The 13942-nt window shown below is 39.6% G+C and carries 18 protein-coding genes and 1 tRNA gene; 12 read left to right on the forward strand and 7 right to left on the reverse strand.

Translation table 11 applies throughout. The annotated features are described in order from the left end of the window. Window positions 1-21: 21 nt before the first annotated feature. Together C1642_RS08950 and C1642_RS08955 are read right to left on the reverse strand one after the other, a co-directional pair. Window positions 22-240: a DUF6500 family protein gene (locus C1642_RS08950; RefSeq protein WP_103236221.1), complete on the reverse strand. Its 219-nt coding sequence runs from the start codon at window positions 238-240 to the stop codon at window positions 22-24. A gap of 27 nt (window positions 241-267) precedes the next feature. Beyond that, a complete protein-coding gene (locus tag C1642_RS08955; RefSeq protein ID WP_000128772.1) occupies window positions 268-603 on the reverse strand; it encodes a winged helix-turn-helix transcriptional regulator in 336 nt (111 codons plus the stop codon). A gap of 117 nt (window positions 604-720) precedes the next feature. On the opposite strand from C1642_RS08955, the gene C1642_RS08965 reads away from it, so the two are divergent. From C1642_RS08965 to C1642_RS08980, 4 genes are all read left to right on the forward strand, one after another. After that, window positions 721-1278, forward strand: coding sequence for an NAD(P)H-dependent oxidoreductase (locus C1642_RS08965; protein WP_002048205.1), 558 nt, complete (start codon window positions 721-723; stop codon window positions 1276-1278). A 174-nt stretch (window positions 1279-1452) separates the two neighbouring features. Next, window positions 1453-2409, forward strand: coding sequence for an AbaSI family restriction endonuclease (locus C1642_RS08970; protein WP_031961442.1), 957 nt, complete (start codon window positions 1453-1455; stop codon window positions 2407-2409). Next, on the forward strand, window positions 2403-2861 hold the full coding sequence (locus tag C1642_RS08975; RefSeq protein ID WP_103236222.1) for a hypothetical protein: 459 nt from the start codon (window positions 2403-2405) through the stop codon (window positions 2859-2861). Before C1642_RS08970 ends, C1642_RS08975 begins: the two co-directional genes overlap by 7 nt. Before the next feature lie 81 nt (window positions 2862-2942). Continuing rightward, a complete protein-coding gene (locus C1642_RS08980) occupies window positions 2943-3284 on the forward strand; it encodes a DHCW motif cupin fold protein (protein ID WP_057054648.1) in 342 nt (113 codons plus the stop codon). A gap of 64 nt (window positions 3285-3348) precedes the next feature. Here C1642_RS08980 and C1642_RS08985 read toward each other — a convergent pair. Beyond that, window positions 3349-3438, reverse strand: a tRNA-Ser gene (locus tag C1642_RS08985). Window positions 3439-3556: 118 nt separating this feature from the next. Between C1642_RS08985 and C1642_RS08990 the strand changes: the two genes are divergently transcribed. Next, window positions 3557-5434, forward strand: coding sequence for a potassium transporter Kup (locus C1642_RS08990; RefSeq protein WP_001181667.1), 1878 nt, complete (start codon window positions 3557-3559; stop codon window positions 5432-5434). 55 nt (window positions 5435-5489) lie between these two features. On the opposite strand, the gene C1642_RS08995 is transcribed toward C1642_RS08990, so the two are convergent. Continuing rightward, window positions 5490-5933, reverse strand: a complete 444-nt coding sequence (locus C1642_RS08995) for a hypothetical protein (RefSeq protein ID WP_011860463.1) — start codon at window positions 5931-5933, stop codon at window positions 5490-5492. 255 nt (window positions 5934-6188) lie between these two features. Between C1642_RS08995 and C1642_RS09000 the strand changes: the two genes are divergently transcribed. The 3 genes from C1642_RS09000 to C1642_RS09010 all read left to right on the forward strand — a co-directional run bounded on the left by C1642_RS09000 (window position 6189) and on the right by C1642_RS09010 (window position 8252). Beyond that, window positions 6189-7268 (forward strand): DNA/RNA non-specific endonuclease, encoded by a 1080-nt coding sequence (locus tag C1642_RS09000; protein WP_000157128.1) that lies wholly within the window; start codon window positions 6189-6191, stop codon window positions 7266-7268. Between the two features lie 96 nt (window positions 7269-7364). Next, entirely contained in the window at window positions 7365-7964 is a 600-nt protein-coding gene (locus tag C1642_RS09005) for a LysE family translocator (RefSeq protein WP_213064267.1), read from the forward strand. Between the two features lie 45 nt (window positions 7965-8009). Beyond that, window positions 8010-8252 carry a hypothetical protein gene (locus C1642_RS09010; protein WP_000476053.1) on the forward strand — a complete coding sequence of 81 codons (243 nt, stop codon included), beginning with the start codon at window positions 8010-8012 and terminating at the stop codon, window positions 8250-8252. A gap of 178 nt (window positions 8253-8430) precedes the next feature. On the opposite strand, the gene aqpZ is transcribed toward C1642_RS09010, so the two are convergent. Continuing rightward, window positions 8431-9120, reverse strand: a complete 690-nt coding sequence (gene aqpZ / locus C1642_RS09015) for an aquaporin Z (RefSeq protein ID WP_001045987.1) — start codon at window positions 9118-9120, stop codon at window positions 8431-8433. Between the two features lie 132 nt (window positions 9121-9252). Next, a complete protein-coding gene (locus C1642_RS09020; RefSeq protein ID WP_103236223.1) occupies window positions 9253-10257 on the reverse strand; it encodes an AraC family transcriptional regulator in 1005 nt (334 codons plus the stop codon). A 109-nt stretch (window positions 10258-10366) separates the two neighbouring features. Here C1642_RS09020 and C1642_RS09025 point away from each other — a divergent pair, with 109 nt between their 5' ends. Beyond that, entirely contained in the window at window positions 10367-11005 is a 639-nt protein-coding gene (locus C1642_RS09025) for a hypothetical protein (RefSeq protein WP_103236224.1), read from the forward strand. Between the two features lie 41 nt (window positions 11006-11046). On the opposite strand, the gene hisF is transcribed toward C1642_RS09025, so the two are convergent. Continuing rightward, window positions 11047-11805, reverse strand: a complete 759-nt coding sequence (gene hisF, locus C1642_RS09030) for an imidazole glycerol phosphate synthase subunit HisF (protein WP_000880078.1) — start codon at window positions 11803-11805, stop codon at window positions 11047-11049. Window positions 11806-11917: 112 nt separating this feature from the next. Between hisF and C1642_RS09035 the strand changes: the two genes are divergently transcribed. Genes C1642_RS09035 through C1642_RS09045 form a run of 3 tightly spaced genes read left to right on the forward strand, consistent with a single transcriptional unit; the run spans window position 11918 to window position 13939 of the window. Next, complete coding sequence (locus C1642_RS09035; protein ID WP_000118179.1) at window positions 11918-12868, forward strand: homoserine kinase; 951 nt, start codon at window positions 11918-11920, stop codon at window positions 12866-12868. 12 nt (window positions 12869-12880) lie between these two features. After that, complete coding sequence (locus C1642_RS09040) at window positions 12881-13510, forward strand: DUF1294 domain-containing protein (RefSeq protein WP_001205591.1); 630 nt, start codon at window positions 12881-12883, stop codon at window positions 13508-13510. 36 nt (window positions 13511-13546) lie between these two features. Then, window positions 13547-13939, forward strand: coding sequence for a DUF4870 family protein (locus C1642_RS09045; protein ID WP_001088854.1), 393 nt, complete (start codon window positions 13547-13549; stop codon window positions 13937-13939). Window positions 13940-13942: the final 3 nt, after the last annotated feature.

The following is a 13942-nucleotide window of genomic DNA, read 5'->3' on the forward strand; positions in this document are numbered from 1 at the left end:
GCCTTTTAAATAATTCTATTTTTAGCTTTCACTCAAAACCAATTGTTTAATCTTCACAGCCTTCTCGAAGTGATCTAGCTTATGCACCATAATCCACCAATGGGCTGCTTCCATCAATAGCTCAGGGTTATCATTCTTATTTTTAAAAAAAGCATAAAAAGACAGTCCGACATTGTCTCCCTTCTTTTCAATTTTATCGTCGCTTCCCTTAATAAAAATTTCTCTTAATTCATGTCTCATATTGAGTATCACTTTCAGTCTATAAAACTAAGAGTTCATATTCCGCTCGCCCCATTGGCACATCATATCTAGCAAAGGAATTAAAGACTGTCCTCTTTCAGAAAGACGATACTCAACCTTTGGTGGAATTTGAGGATATTCCTTACGAATAATCAGTTCGTCTCTTTCTAACTCTTTAAGTGTATTGCTCAGCGTTCTAAATGAAATATTGCCAATACAGCGCTGCAACTCATTAAAACGCATAACGGTTTTTCCATACAGCCAATACATAATGATCATCTTATATTTGCCATTAATTAAAGAAAGAGTGTAGCCAAAACCTGTTTCTTCTAATGGCGTATTTGATGGAAGGCAGTCAGTCATTTTTTTAAATCTACACTATCTTTTAGTATAGTATATAACAAAAATTACCGTACTTATATTTAGGAAAGCACACTTCTATAATCGATTTATCTACTTTTCGATAAGAGTGTTTTTATAATGAAAAAGACATTAGTGATCGTTGCACATCCTCACATAGACCAGTCTGTAATTAATAAAAGATGGGTAGAGGAGTTAGAAAAATATCCCGACCAATTTACAGTTCACCAGATTTATCAAACCTACCCAGATGGCGTAATTGATGTTGCCAAAGAACAAGCGCTTGTAGAAGAACACGAAAATTTAGTTTTTCAATTTCCAGTGTATTGGTTTAACTGTCCGCCGCTTTTGAAACAATGGCTTGATGAAGTTTTGGCGTATGGTTGGGCTTACGGTTCAACAGGTGACAAGCTTAAAAATAAAAAGTTTATGCTGGCGGTGTCTGCGGGTGCTCAAGAAAAAGTTTATTCAGAGCAAGGCGAATATAAGCTTACGTTAGAGCAGATTTTTAGTTCTTTTGAACTCACCGCTTTATATGTTGGGGCAGTCTATCAACCACTTTATGCATTTTATGGTTTAGACACAAACCCTTCACCAGATGATGCTATTCCAACTCACCAAGAAATAGATAACAGTGCCGTTCAGTATGTTCAGAAGTTATTAGCATTGTCTGAGTAAATTTAAAGATAGAAAGGCCTAAGCGTGAGGGTTTGGGTCTTTCCTTACAAATAAATAGTTTCAGTGTAAGATATCTTTATGATTTAAATAATTATTATTTTTTCAATTAAGCGACAATGGAAATTTAGAGGAGTAAAATTACAGCTTTACTTATAGATTACTAAAAATTCAGTTATGTTCAGTTCAGATTTAACAGATTATGTCATTCGACAATTAGGTCGGACTAAAAATAAACGTTATGAAGCATATGTAGTTAGTCGAATTATTCATTTACTTAACGACTTTACTTTAAAATTTGTCACTCAACAGTTTGTTAGATTATCAAATAAGAAAATTGCTTTAACTGATTTATATTTTCCTCAACTTGGTATTCATATTGAAGTTGATGAAGGGCATCACTTTTTAAGAAATAGTAAAATGGAGTATTCACTCAACCAAATAGATGAGCCTCTTTATAGTATCTCTCAAACAGAAAGTGACGCTATGAGAGAAGAAGATATTATTAGTATTACTGGACATAAAATTTTTAGGGTAAATGTTTTTAAAAATCAGGAAGGTCAACCTCAAAATTTAGAGAGCATCCATCAACAAATTGATAAAATTATAGAAGAAATTAAGACTGCAAAGAATAAGCTAATAGAGGCTTCTACTTTTAAAGAATGGAATATAGAAACAGAATATAACCCTCAAACTTATATTGATTTAGGACGCATCAGCCTAGCTGACAATGTAGTATTAAAAACAACAAAAGATGTCTGTAATTGCTTTGGTTATAACTATAAAAATTATCAGAGAGGTGGAGCACTTCATCCATATGAAAAAGATACCTTAATCTGGTTTCCTAGACTTTATGAAAATAAGGATTGGATTAATACTATATCGCCTGATGGCTTAACGATTACTGAAAAGTCGACGGATGAAGCTATTACCCTTAAAAAATTAGAAGAGTGGAAAAATGGTCCACAGAAAAGAATTGTCTTTGCAAGAGTTAAAGATAATTTGAGTAGTCGGGCTATGTACCGTTTTATGGGCTTATATGAATTTCAAAAAGCGGATTTAAAAGATGGAGCGGTATGGAAACGGGTGGAATGTGAAGTTCAAACGTATTCTCCCAAGGAAACCAAATGCTAAAGCCTAGAATCTTTATAACTATCGGATTACTTCTTGCTGGATTAAGTTTATTTACAGTCCTTGAGGCATACGAGAAAAAGACTAACGTTGAAAAAGAACAGGCAAGTCGAGTTGCTATTTCCTTTTTTAATTCACTTTCTAATGGAGACTCAGCTACAGCATACAAATATGTTTGGTCAGGCGAGAACTTAAATATTCGAAATGCTGAAATACCCCAAATTTATAAAGACTCAAAAGTTTTAGAAGTGCTAAAAGTTCGTTACGACTCGGCAAAAAATAGACCTGATTACTATCAACAATTTTATAAAATGATTTCACTTACCATAAAGATAAAAACAGTACATGCAGATCTTGCTAGTAACCCTGCGGGAACCTATATCGTGTTTGTAACTGTTGTAAAAAAAGATCCAAAATCTAATTGGCTCGTTACTGAGCTGGGCAGTGGGGGCTAATAAATAATTATTTTTAAAGTGTTTGCAAAAACCAATTTTGTCTATAAGTTGAAAACACAATAATACGTCTTTGGAAAAACTATGAATATCGCACCTTTTCCATTTCAAATTACAAATTGGGAAGAAATAGAAGTCACTGAATATAGCGGTGAAACTGGAAAAGCTTATTGGAAAACTCAATTTTTTGGTGAAGAAGGAAATAAAATAAGAGTAAGGCTTGTAGAGTACTCTTCAAACTACTTGGCAGACCATTGGTGTGAAAAAGGACATATTTTATTTTGCCTAGAAGGTGAGTTAGAAAGTAGATTGAAAGATGGACGAAAATTTACTTTAACTTCAGGTATGAGTTATCAAGTCGGAGACAATTCAGAGCCACACCAGTCTTTTAGCCTGAATGGTGCGAAGTTACTTATCGTTGATTAAATTAATTTTATTTAAGTTAAATAAAAAAGACCTAAATCAAAACGATTAGGTCTTTTTTGAATTCTGGCGGTGAGAGAGGGATTCGAACCCTCGATACGCGTAAACGTATACACACTTTCCAGGCGTGCTCCTTCAGCCACTCGGACACCTCACCAAGGCGTGCGATAGTAACTAAAAAAACGAGTCCTGCCAAGATTTAAGACGAGCTTTACAGAAAAAAAATAATAGAGGTGATAAGATTGCGCTAAAAATCATATTGGTTTAATTACACAATGCAAAATACGGCCAAAAAAGCGACCTTGCCTGCCACGGCTTTGGCAGCTCTTGGAGTGGTCTTTGGAGACATCGGAACAAGTCCGCTCTATGCCTTGAAAGAGTCCTTCCATGCAGCGCATGGGTTGGGAATTCAGCCTGAAAACGTATTAGGAATTTTATCCATTATTTTTTGGTGCTTAATGCTGATTATTAGCATCAAGTATGTCGCAATTGTGATGCGTGCAGACAACAATGGCGAAGGCGGCATCATGGCCTTACTCGCGTTGAATTTGCGTAAAGCGAAAATTGCCGACAACAAAAAAATCTACATGATTGCGATAGGCTTTATTGGGGCATCACTGTTCTTTGGTGACGGCATTATTACCCCAGCCATTTCAGTATTGTCTGCGGTCGAAGGGTTGTCTATTGCAACCGATGTGTTTGACCCGTTCATTATGCCTATTGCAATTGCCATTATCGTCACGCTGTTTTTGGTGCAAAAGCACGGCACGGCGTTTGTAGGTAAGTTTTTTGGTCCAATTACGCTTGTGTGGTTCTTATCTTTAGGAATCTTGGGTATTCACAGTGTCATCCAAACCCCTGTGGTACTAGGCATGTTTAGTCCGCATTGGGCGATCCAGTTTATCTATCACCATCCGATCATGACATTTTTTGTGATGGGTGCTGTGGTGTTAACAGTGACTGGTGGTGAAGCGCTATATGCCGATATGGGACATTTCGGACCAGTTCCGATTCGTCTGGCGTGGTTCTTTGTGGTATTGCCATGCTTGGTTTTAAACTACGCAGGACAGGGCGCATTATTACTCAGAGACCCAGCGGCAATTGAAAACCCGTTCTATTTACTGGTGCCGCAGTGGGCCTTGTACCCAATGATTATTATGGCAACCATGGCAACAGTCATTGCCTCTCAAGCTGTAATTTCTGGGGTGTTTTCTCTTGCGCGCCAAGCGATTCAATTGGGTTATTTACCGCGTTTAAGTATTAAACATACGTCTGAATCTGAAGAAGGTCAGATTTATGTACCTTTCTTAAACTGGTTACTTTTAATCGCAATTATTATCTTAATTTTAATCTTCAAAACCAGCTCGAACTTGGCAAGTGCATACGGTTTGGCCGTAACTTTGACCATGCTCTGTGACACGATTTTGGTTGCTGTATTTATCTACTCGGCGTGGAAGTGGAGCCTGCCAAAAGTGCTTCTCCTGATTATTCCGTTCTTTATTTTAGAGTCGGTATTGGTCGGTGCAACTTCACTTAAAATCTTGTCTGGCGGTTGGGTGCCATTACTGATTGGTGCGATTGCAGTGACCATTTTAATGACATGGAAACGTGGCCGTGAGCTTACTTTTGCTAAGCTTGAACACGATACTTTGTCACTCGATTTGTTTGTAAAAAGTATTGGTAATAGTGTGCACTGGGTGCCGGGCGATGCTGTATTTATGACGGGTACGCCAAATGTTGTGCCACATGCCATGCTGCATAATATTAAGCACAACAAAGTACTGCATCAGCGTAATATCTTGGTCACTGTAGTGATTGAAGATGTACCGTTTGTTGCACCTGAAGAGCGTATTACGACAGAAACCTTAGCCGAACATTTCTTCCGTATTAAAATTTTCTACGGCTTTAAAGATGAAATGAATGTGCCGAAAGCATTGATGCAAGCCTATGAACAATTAGGCCTTGAATATGACTTGATGCATATCAGCTTCTTTATTTCGCGTGATCGTATTGTTCACTCTGTGGGAGACGGCATGTCGCCATGGAGAGAAAAGCTGTTTATTTCAATGCAGCGTAATACCAGTCCGGTCAGTGATTTCTATCAAATTCCAACCAACCGTGTGGTTGAGTTAGGTAGTCAAATCGAAATATAAAAATTGATGTAATAAAAAAACCAAGACATATGTCTTGGTTTTTTTATGGCTCGGATTATTGAGCTTGTGGCATAGGTGCATCTGCTGGTAACGCCCCATCTTTTGCCATTGGGTCTGCTGATTGGTTCGGGTTAGCAGCTGGCGGTGGAGTGCTCGGATCTTGTGGCGCTGGAGCCGCTTGATTCGGTGCAGGTGGCACTGCATCAGTTGGTGCAGCTGGAGGAGCCATTTCACCGCCCGCTGGAGGTGCTGGTGGAACATCTGCCGGAATAGGAGCACCGGTAGGCGCTGCGCTTGTTGGTGCAGCAGAAACTTGCTGTACTTGTCCGCTATTGACCAAATCGCTAATAGAACCTGGTTGGCCGTTGACGGTTGTAGTCACTTTTACTTTAGATAAGCTTTCTAAAGTATCACCTGGCTGGACTGCTGGTTCAGCCAAAGCAGCCATACTACACAATCCTGTGATTACGCCAATACCAATAATCTTTGAATGGATCATTAAATGGACTCCGATTATATTTTTATCCAAATTTGTGGAGCTAACCATGTCATAAGCCATAAGTGCATTTCAACGAAAGATACGCAATTGGCGCAATTCAATAGCCAAAGGCTCTCATAATGCCAACAGACTGTTACGTAAAACCGATTAGAGTTACAAAAAAGATGACCACGTTTTAACCATTTGAAAGATAAGCGATATACTTAAAAAAGCAGGATTGTTAAGCTGCGTGTGGACAGTGGTATTGATAGAAACATGGCAAGTAAAAAACGTAGTAAAGGTACAAATTCATTTTCTCTAAGTGAGCATTTTGGCAAGATTATTCTTGCTTGTATTGCAGCCGGAAGCTTTGCAATTGCTTTCGGCAGTGAAAAGATTTCGCAGTGGTTTTCGCCTTTAAGTACTAACTCGACTTGTCTTAACCAGTTTTATCGTGAAGTTCCGCCTGCGTTAAATAAAGAAAGCTTAAAAAAAGACAGCTATCCGCTGTGCTTTAACGGTTTTAATGTCCTCTATTCTGGCATTTCTAAAACACCATTATGGTCAGCCGAGCATTTAGATGCAGAACGTTTAAGTGTCAAAATTAAACGTGAAGATAACTTCCATGAAGAAACGCGTGTTCCTCAAAAGCATCGGGCACTTTTAAGTGACTACCGTGGTTCAGGGTATGACCGTGGGCACATGGCACCAAATGGTGATATGCCAAATAAAGAATCCCAGTCTGATAGTTTCTCGCTTAGCAACATGGTGCCGCAAGCGCCTAAAAATAACCAAGAAGTCTGGCGTAAACTTGAAGAAGCAACCCGTGCCATTGTCACCAAGCAAAAACAAGATGTATATGTCGTGACAGGACCTGTTTTTGAGGGTAAACGTCTCAAAACGATTGGGCAGGGCGTGATTGTACCTACCGCAGTTTATAAAGCGGTGTATATGCCAAAAACTGGCGCTATTGGGGCTTACTACGCACCTAACAATAACTCGCAGCAAGTGAAGGTAGTGAGTGTTTGTTATATAGAAGAAAAGCTTGGTATTAACTTATTTCCACAGTTAACCGAACAGCAAAAACGCAATGTTTATCGCTTACCGTTAACTGCTAGCCAAGTTAAACCTAACCAAAAGCTCGACTATTTGCATTGGGATGGTGAAAGCCAGTGCGAACAAGACCTAAGCGCAGAACAAATTCAAGCGTTACAAGATCAGTTTAAAAAGCAAAAAACTGGTTCTTCTGAACCGATGGAAGCAAAAGTTCCAAGTATTGATGAAGAAACTAGAAATGCCATTGTGAAACAATTGGTTGAAGCCTTGGTGAACTATTTCTTGCAGATAATGAAATAAGACGCTTCTAGCACTGTTGTGAAGCCTGAATCGATACAATAAGATGAATAGACAGATCTGTCTGCTCATTTATTTATTCGAATAAGGATAATAACAATGTTTGCCTCGATGTTTCTTTTTTCTTTTGCAATGTCGATTACACCCGGTCCCGTCAATACAGTCATTTTATCGACCAGCTTAAATCATGGTTTAGAAAGATCACTTCCCTATATTTCAGGTGCCACCATTGGCTTTACCTTACTTTTGATTTTTATGGCTTTTGGCCTTCAAAGTGTATTAACTCAGTTTCCAGTTGTCTTAAAAATTCTTGCAGTTTGTGGAACGCTCTTTGTTTGCTATATCGGCATAAAAATTATTCTTTCTGCTGCCAATATTTCAATTTCAAGTGCACCTGTAGAGCACATGCTTATTCCCAATTTTAAAGATGGTTTCTTATTACAGTGGCTTAACCCAAAAGCATGGTTGGCTTGTGTGTCGGGTATTACCATGTTTACTAGCATTGAAAACCCGCAGTCGTTGCCGATCTTTATTATTATTTATTTCTTCACATGCTATGCATGCTTGTTCTTTTGGGGATTATGTGGTGATAAATTTTCAGTGGTACTGAATCAGGGCAACCGTTTGAAATATTTTAATATCCTGATGGGCGCTTTCTTAATTTTATCGGCTCTTTTAATTTTGATTGATTTTTTTTAAATTGGTCGTATTACACTGTGAAGATATAACAACGAGACAACAGCTATGTTTAAGCCATTTGAAAAGGGTACTGAGTCTTCTTCAATTGAAGATCTAACATTAGAAAATGATGTCGATTGCGTGAGTATTTATGGCAATTTGCAAATCACTAAAGACAAAGTTGGGTTAGAGCAGGCAAAGGCATTGCAGAGTTTTTTAAACGATATAGTTGCAGCTTTGGAAAAAGAAGAATTGCCTGAGAAAATTGAACGTCCAGCTGAACAAGAAATTAATAATCCGTTTTTGTAATAAATATATTTTACTCAATTTGCTATCGCGATGGTGGCACGGATGCCGCCTGTTTCACTGCGTTACATGGAAGTAACGTCAGTGAAACGAATGAGTTTTGTCACTTTTGCTCACTCAAAAGTGAGGCATTACCTATACAACTACAACTTGAGTGACCGTGGTATTTGCGGTTGTGCAGTTAATCCTTATCCCCAGCAACTACCTTATAAATAATTGCCCCAATCACAGCCCCTAAAATCGGTGCTACCCAGAACAACCACAACTGACTTAAAGCAGCCGTTTCAGCAAAGAACGCAACACCTGTACTACGTGCAGGGTTTACCGAAGTGTTCGTAACCGGAATACTGATTAAGTGAATGAGTGTTAAGCCTAAACCAATCGCGATAGGAGCGAAGCCAGCAGGCGCACGGCGGTCAGTTGCTCCTAAAATAATGATTAAGAAGAAAGCAGTAAGAACCACTTCAATAATGAAAGCAGAACCTAAACCAAATTTATTTGGTGATAAGTCACCAAAACCATTGGTCGCAAACCCGCCAACACCACTAAAGCCTGCTTGGCCTTGAGCAATAATATAAAGAACAAATGCAGCAGCGGTCGCACCAACCACTTGCGCAACAATATACGGAATTAAATCTTTAACATCGAAGCGGCCACCGACCCAAAGGCCAACACTTACCGCGGGATTGAAATGTCCACCTGAGATATGCCCTAGAGCATAAGCACCTGTGAGTACGGTTAAACCAAAGGCAAGGGCTACACCTGCAAAGCCAATACCAAGTTCAGGGAAAGCTGCGGCTAAAACTGCGCTACCACAACCACCAAAGACTAGCCAAAACGTACCTAAGAATTCAGCAAAATATTTATTCATTGTGATTACTCATCTATTGATCTATTTTTTAATTAATGTGAAATGCGTCACAAAAAATTAAGCATGTGACTATATGAAATTTTTGTTTTCAGTGTTGTTTTAATCAAGAAAAGATTTGTAAGTTTTGGTTGGTTATTCTTTGTTTAAAAATTGATCTCTCCACTGTTGTGGTGTTTGCTTGGTCCAATGCTTAAATGCTCTTTGAAATGCGCTTTGTTCTGAATAACACAGCAAAAGTGCAATCTCTTGTAGGCTTAAATGCGGATCTTTTAAATACTCGGTTGCCAGCATAAAGCGTACTTGCTGAACACGTTCCTGAAAGGTGGTGTTCTGCTGTTGTAAGTGCCTTTGGAGCTGTCGAACCGATAGGCCTAATTGAGCTGCAATATATTCAATTTGATACTGATTCTTTTGCAGACCAGTCAAAATTGAATGCTGTAAACGCTGATCGAGTTGGGTTGAATTGGGTAACTGTTCTAAAAGTGCTTGGGCCTGCTGAACCAATAGTTGCTGTAATGTGTGGTCTGCGCTGCTAAGCGGCTTGTGAATTTCGGTAATGGGTATAAGTAACTCTGTACGAGGCTGGCTAAAACGAACGGGACATTGAAAGTACTGCTCGTAAACTCTGATATTTTTAGGGGCAGCATTTAAGAAACGCACTTCATGTAACTGCACATCTTCATGAGACATAAAAAGACGTAAGAACTGAATCACCAGTGCAATCGCGATTTCATCGGTAAGCTGGGTAGGGTGTAGCTCAGTCGCTTCCCAGCGAATAGAACCATATCTCCCTTGTAGCTCAACCACTAATGGGCTCCCGTCATAAATTAGACGGTGAAAGTCATGGTAACGAATTAAGGCTTCACCTAAGTTATCGCAAGAGAGAGCAAGGTAGGCAATAATGCCTAAATGTTTGGGTTGTACATATTTGGCAATTTCTAGCCCTAAACCCGGCTTTGGGTCCAGTTTATAAATAACTTCTAATAGGTCACGCCAAACCACATAGTCAAAGCGTTCCAGATTTTGGATTTGTTCTAATTGTTCAGGAATAGTTAACTCATTGGCTTCGCAATAAGCCTTTAATAAGTGCCCCAGTCCTCCATATACCGAGCCTGTATAATTTTTTAGTTGTGGCATCCCTAACCACCTCTTTCTTGTCGTGATTTGTCAATGAAACCATAAATTCTGGTCAATACCTAGCATAACGAATTTTATATGCTGAATAAAAAGAAAAAGGAGTAAAGCGATGTTAAAAGGGTTTATTGCCGGAATTGCAGTTGCCAATGCATTTGAATGGGTAGCACACAAATATATTTTGCATGGTGTACACCGTGCCGGACAACCGCGCTATAGCCCAGTGCCGAAAAGTATGGAGTCGCATTGGGCACACCATCGTGAAGTCCGTAAACAACAGTTTCATGATGATTGTTATGTTGAGGGCGTTGGAAACTGGCGAACCAAAAATGAGTTAATTTCACTTGCCGTGGTGGCAACCGTTTCAAGTGCAATTTTCTACCCCTTTTCAAAAGGTATGGCACTTGCAGCTTGGTACAGTGCTGGTAATTATTACTATATTCATCGCCGTGCACATTTAGAGCCTGACTGGGCAAAGCGTAAAATTCCGTGGCATTACGACCACCATATGAACTCTAATCAAGATGCCAATTGGTGTGTGACCAAACCTTGGTTTGACTATGTAATGGGAACACGTGTGGTGTCTTCGGCAGATTTAAAAGAACAAAATCCTTTGGGGATACGGTTACCTACTGCGCTTGCTCGGCCACTCTCTCAAGCTGTAGAAAAAATCTTTCCAGTAAAATGGGTCGAGAAAAAAGAACAGCCTAAACTCGTTAGTGATGTAAATGCGATAGAAGGTGCTGCATAAAAAATTAAAGGGGCATATTACCCCTTTAAATATACATAAGCTTACAAGCGCATTTCGATGCCTTGTTCAGCCAAATATTGTTTAGCTTCTGGAATTGTATATTGGCCAAAGTGGAAAATACTTGCTGCCAATACTGCATCGGCACCACCTTGTAAAATACCGTCTGCAAGGTGTTGTAAGTTACCTACACCGCCTGAGGCAATCGTTGGAATGGTCACGCGGTCATTAATGGCACGCATTAAAGCAATATCGTAACCCGCTTTAGTACCGTCGGCGTCCATACTAGTAATCAGCAACTCACCCGCACCGTAGTCAGCCATTTTTACAGCCCATTCAATGGCATCAATACCAGTTGGTTTACGGCCACCATGAGTAAAGATTTCCCATTTGTTGTCACCAGTTTTTTTGGCATCGATCGCAACCACAATACATTGTGCGCCAAAATGCTGAGAAGCTTCTTGAACAAATTCAGGGTTAAATACGGCAGCCGAGTTAATACTCACTTTATCTGCACCTGCATTTAATAACGCACGAATATCTTCAACTTTACGTACACCACCACCGACAGTTAATGGCACAAATACAGTCTCGGCCATACGTTCAACAGTACGGTAAGTGGTATCGCGTCCATGATGTGTAGCGGTAATGTCTAAGAAAGTAATTTCGTCTGCACCTTGTTCGTTATAGCGACGTGCCACTTCAACAGGGTCGCCCGCATCACGAATATCGAGGAATTGAACGCCTTTAACTACGCGTCCGTTATCAACGTCTAGGCAAGGAATAATACGTTTAGCAAGCATAGCTTTTTCCAAAAATAATCGCCGTTGGTGAAAGTTCCTACACAGGCGCTACACCTTCATGGAGGGAAGAGGTATTCTATCAAACTTCACAGATGTTTTTTGCAGGTTTTCCATGTCGGTTTATACCCCGTTGAGTTTAGATGAAGTTCGCACCTTTGCTGCACCTTATGGATTAGAGGTGTTGGAGCTGAACCCAATTCAGGGAGGTATTCAAAACACCAATTATTTTCTGGTTGATGTAAACCGCAAACAATATGTACTCACCGTATTTGAAGAGTTAGATGCACAAGGTGCAGGCGAACTGATTCCTGTGCTTGAGCAATTAGGTACTCATGATGTACCCGTTGCCGTGCCATTAAAGCACAGCGGCCAAGCGGTTCATTTTATTGCGGGTAAACCTGCACAAATTGCACCACGTCTTATGGGCCACCATCCCATGCAAACGACAGTAGCCCAAGTTGCTGCAATTGCAGATGCACAGGCGAAGTTACATGTAGCTTTACAAGATTTTCCGCTTGAACGTGAATATCGCCGTGATCATCAATATTGGACAGGTGTTGCAGAGCAGCTTAAACCAAATATGACTCAAGATGACCAAACGTTACTTGAGCAGGTTTATCAAGCCTTTAATGCGAAAACAGCGCAGTATTCAAATCGACCGACAGGTTTTATTCACTCAGATTTGTTCCGTGACAATACTTTGTTTGAAGGCGAGCAACTACAAGGTATTCTAGATTTTTACGAGTTAAATCAAGATGAGTTGCTGTTTGATATTGCGATTACCATTAATGATTTTTGTACCGAATATCCAGCAGCGCATTTAAACTCAGACAAAGTAGACGCTTATTTAGAGGCATACCAAAAAATTCGTGCGCTGACTTCAGATGAACTTGAATGTTTAGATGTATTCTTGGCAATGGCGGCTTGCCGTTTTTGGTCAATGCGTTTACAAGTTGCTCAAAAAAATAAAGAAGAAGGACGTACCGGCGATGACATCTTGCAAAAAGACCCGCAAGAAATGCGAGCAATGATGCAAGACCGTTTAAGCCATGTAAAAGCATAAAAGGGAATAAAGATGCGAGATCAGGGGCGTTTAGTCGAATGGTTCGACGAAAAGGGTTATGGCTTTATTCAGCCGGATGATGCTGAAAAAGAGCGAGTCTTTTTGCATATCAAAGATTTTGCACGCCCTGGACCTCGGCCAATTATTGGCTGTGCACTGGAATATCTGGTAATCCTTGATGAAAGAGGCCGTTTTCGTGCTCAGCAGGTCACTTATTTAAAGGCATCTCAAACCCGTAAGGCTTTAAAACCTGCAAAAACACAATCTTCTTTTCAGGCCAGCCCATGGTCTGCTATGCAAATGGGGATTGTGTTTTATTTCGTTTTAATGGGCATTATGAGTTTTATTCATATTTTGCCGGCTTATACCTTATTGTTTGTCTTAATGATGAATGTGTTGAGTTACTGGCTATATTCACAAGATAAAGAAGCAGCGCAATTGGGCAATCGCCGTGTTCCTGAGCAGACTTTGCACATTGTCAGTTTCTTAGGGGGATGGCCAGCTGCGTGGTGGGCACAACAAAAACTGAGACATAAAACACAAAAACAACCATTTCGTAAGATTTATTTTTGTACCATATTCTTTCATTTACTTTTGATTTTGTGGCTAATTTCTCCTTTAAACGTTTTGCGGGGATCATAAAAGTAAATTGTTTTATTAAACTTGAGAGGTATAAAAATGAATAGTTCTATCGACCAAGATCCAAATCGTACTTTAACACTTATTTTATATGTACTTTATATTGTTGCCATTTTTACAGGCGGCTTACTTGCGATTATTGCTTTAATTATTAACTATGTAAAACGTTCTGATGTGCAAGGTTCAATTTTTGCGAGCCACTTTACATGGCAAATCAGAACATTCTGGTGGTACTTGGCTTGGAATATTATTGCCTTTTTGCCATTTATTTTCTTGTTCTTCACGGGTGAAAATACCGATCTATTTGCAGGCGTTGCAATCTCATCGACTGTGTTCTGTGTGGGTGTTATCGCGGCAGCATGGATCTGGATTGTATATCGTGCCATTCGCGGTTTGATTGCGCTAAATGATAACCGTCCGATGTATCAATAAATC

This window comes from Acinetobacter sp. AKBS16 (genome assembly GCF_002899995.1).
Taxonomy (GTDB): domain Bacteria; phylum Pseudomonadota; class Gammaproteobacteria; order Pseudomonadales; family Moraxellaceae; genus Acinetobacter; species Acinetobacter baumannii.

Bases quoted from the DNA above. Each gene is read 5' to 3' on its own strand.
- C1642_RS09020 (WP_103236223.1), bottom strand. From the start codon at position 10,257: ATGCCACAACTAAAAAATTATACAGGCTCGGTATATGGAGGACTGGGG.
- C1642_RS08965 (WP_002048205.1), top strand. From the start codon at position 721: ATGAAAAAGACATTAGTGATCGTTGCACATCCTCACATAGACCAGTCT.
- C1642_RS08990 (WP_001181667.1), top strand. From the start codon at position 3,557: ATGCAAAATACGGCCAAAAAAGCGACCTTGCCTGCCACGGCTTTGGCA.
- C1642_RS09010 (WP_000476053.1), top strand. From the start codon at position 8,010: ATGTTTAAGCCATTTGAAAAGGGTACTGAGTCTTCTTCAATTGAAGAT.
- C1642_RS09005 (WP_213064267.1), top strand. From the start codon at position 7,365: ATGTTTGCCTCGATGTTTCTTTTTTCTTTTGCAATGTCGATTACACCC.
- C1642_RS09040 (WP_001205591.1), top strand. From the start codon at position 12,881: ATGCGAGATCAGGGGCGTTTAGTCGAATGGTTCGACGAAAAGGGTTAT.
- aqpZ (WP_001045987.1), bottom strand. From the start codon at position 9,120: ATGAATAAATATTTTGCTGAATTCTTAGGTACGTTTTGGCTAGTCTTT.
- C1642_RS08970 (WP_031961442.1), top strand. From the start codon at position 1,453: ATGTTCAGTTCAGATTTAACAGATTATGTCATTCGACAATTAGGTCGG.
- C1642_RS08975 (WP_103236222.1), top strand. From the start codon at position 2,403: ATGCTAAAGCCTAGAATCTTTATAACTATCGGATTACTTCTTGCTGGA.
- C1642_RS09035 (WP_000118179.1), top strand. From the start codon at position 11,918: ATGTCGGTTTATACCCCGTTGAGTTTAGATGAAGTTCGCACCTTTGCT.
- C1642_RS08980 (WP_057054648.1), top strand. From the start codon at position 2,943: ATGAATATCGCACCTTTTCCATTTCAAATTACAAATTGGGAAGAAATA.
- C1642_RS09025 (WP_103236224.1), top strand. From the start codon at position 10,367: ATGTTAAAAGGGTTTATTGCCGGAATTGCAGTTGCCAATGCATTTGAA.
- C1642_RS09000 (WP_000157128.1), top strand. From the start codon at position 6,189: ATGGCAAGTAAAAAACGTAGTAAAGGTACAAATTCATTTTCTCTAAGT.
- C1642_RS08950 (WP_103236221.1), bottom strand. From the start codon at position 240: ATGAGACATGAATTAAGAGAAATTTTTATTAAGGGAAGCGACGATAAA.
- C1642_RS08995 (WP_011860463.1), bottom strand. From the start codon at position 5,933: ATGATCCATTCAAAGATTATTGGTATTGGCGTAATCACAGGATTGTGT.
- hisF (WP_000880078.1), bottom strand. From the start codon at position 11,805: ATGCTTGCTAAACGTATTATTCCTTGCCTAGACGTTGATAACGGACGC.
- C1642_RS09045 (WP_001088854.1), top strand. From the start codon at position 13,547: ATGAATAGTTCTATCGACCAAGATCCAAATCGTACTTTAACACTTATT.
- C1642_RS08955 (WP_000128772.1), bottom strand. From the start codon at position 603: ATGACTGACTGCCTTCCATCAAATACGCCATTAGAAGAAACAGGTTTT.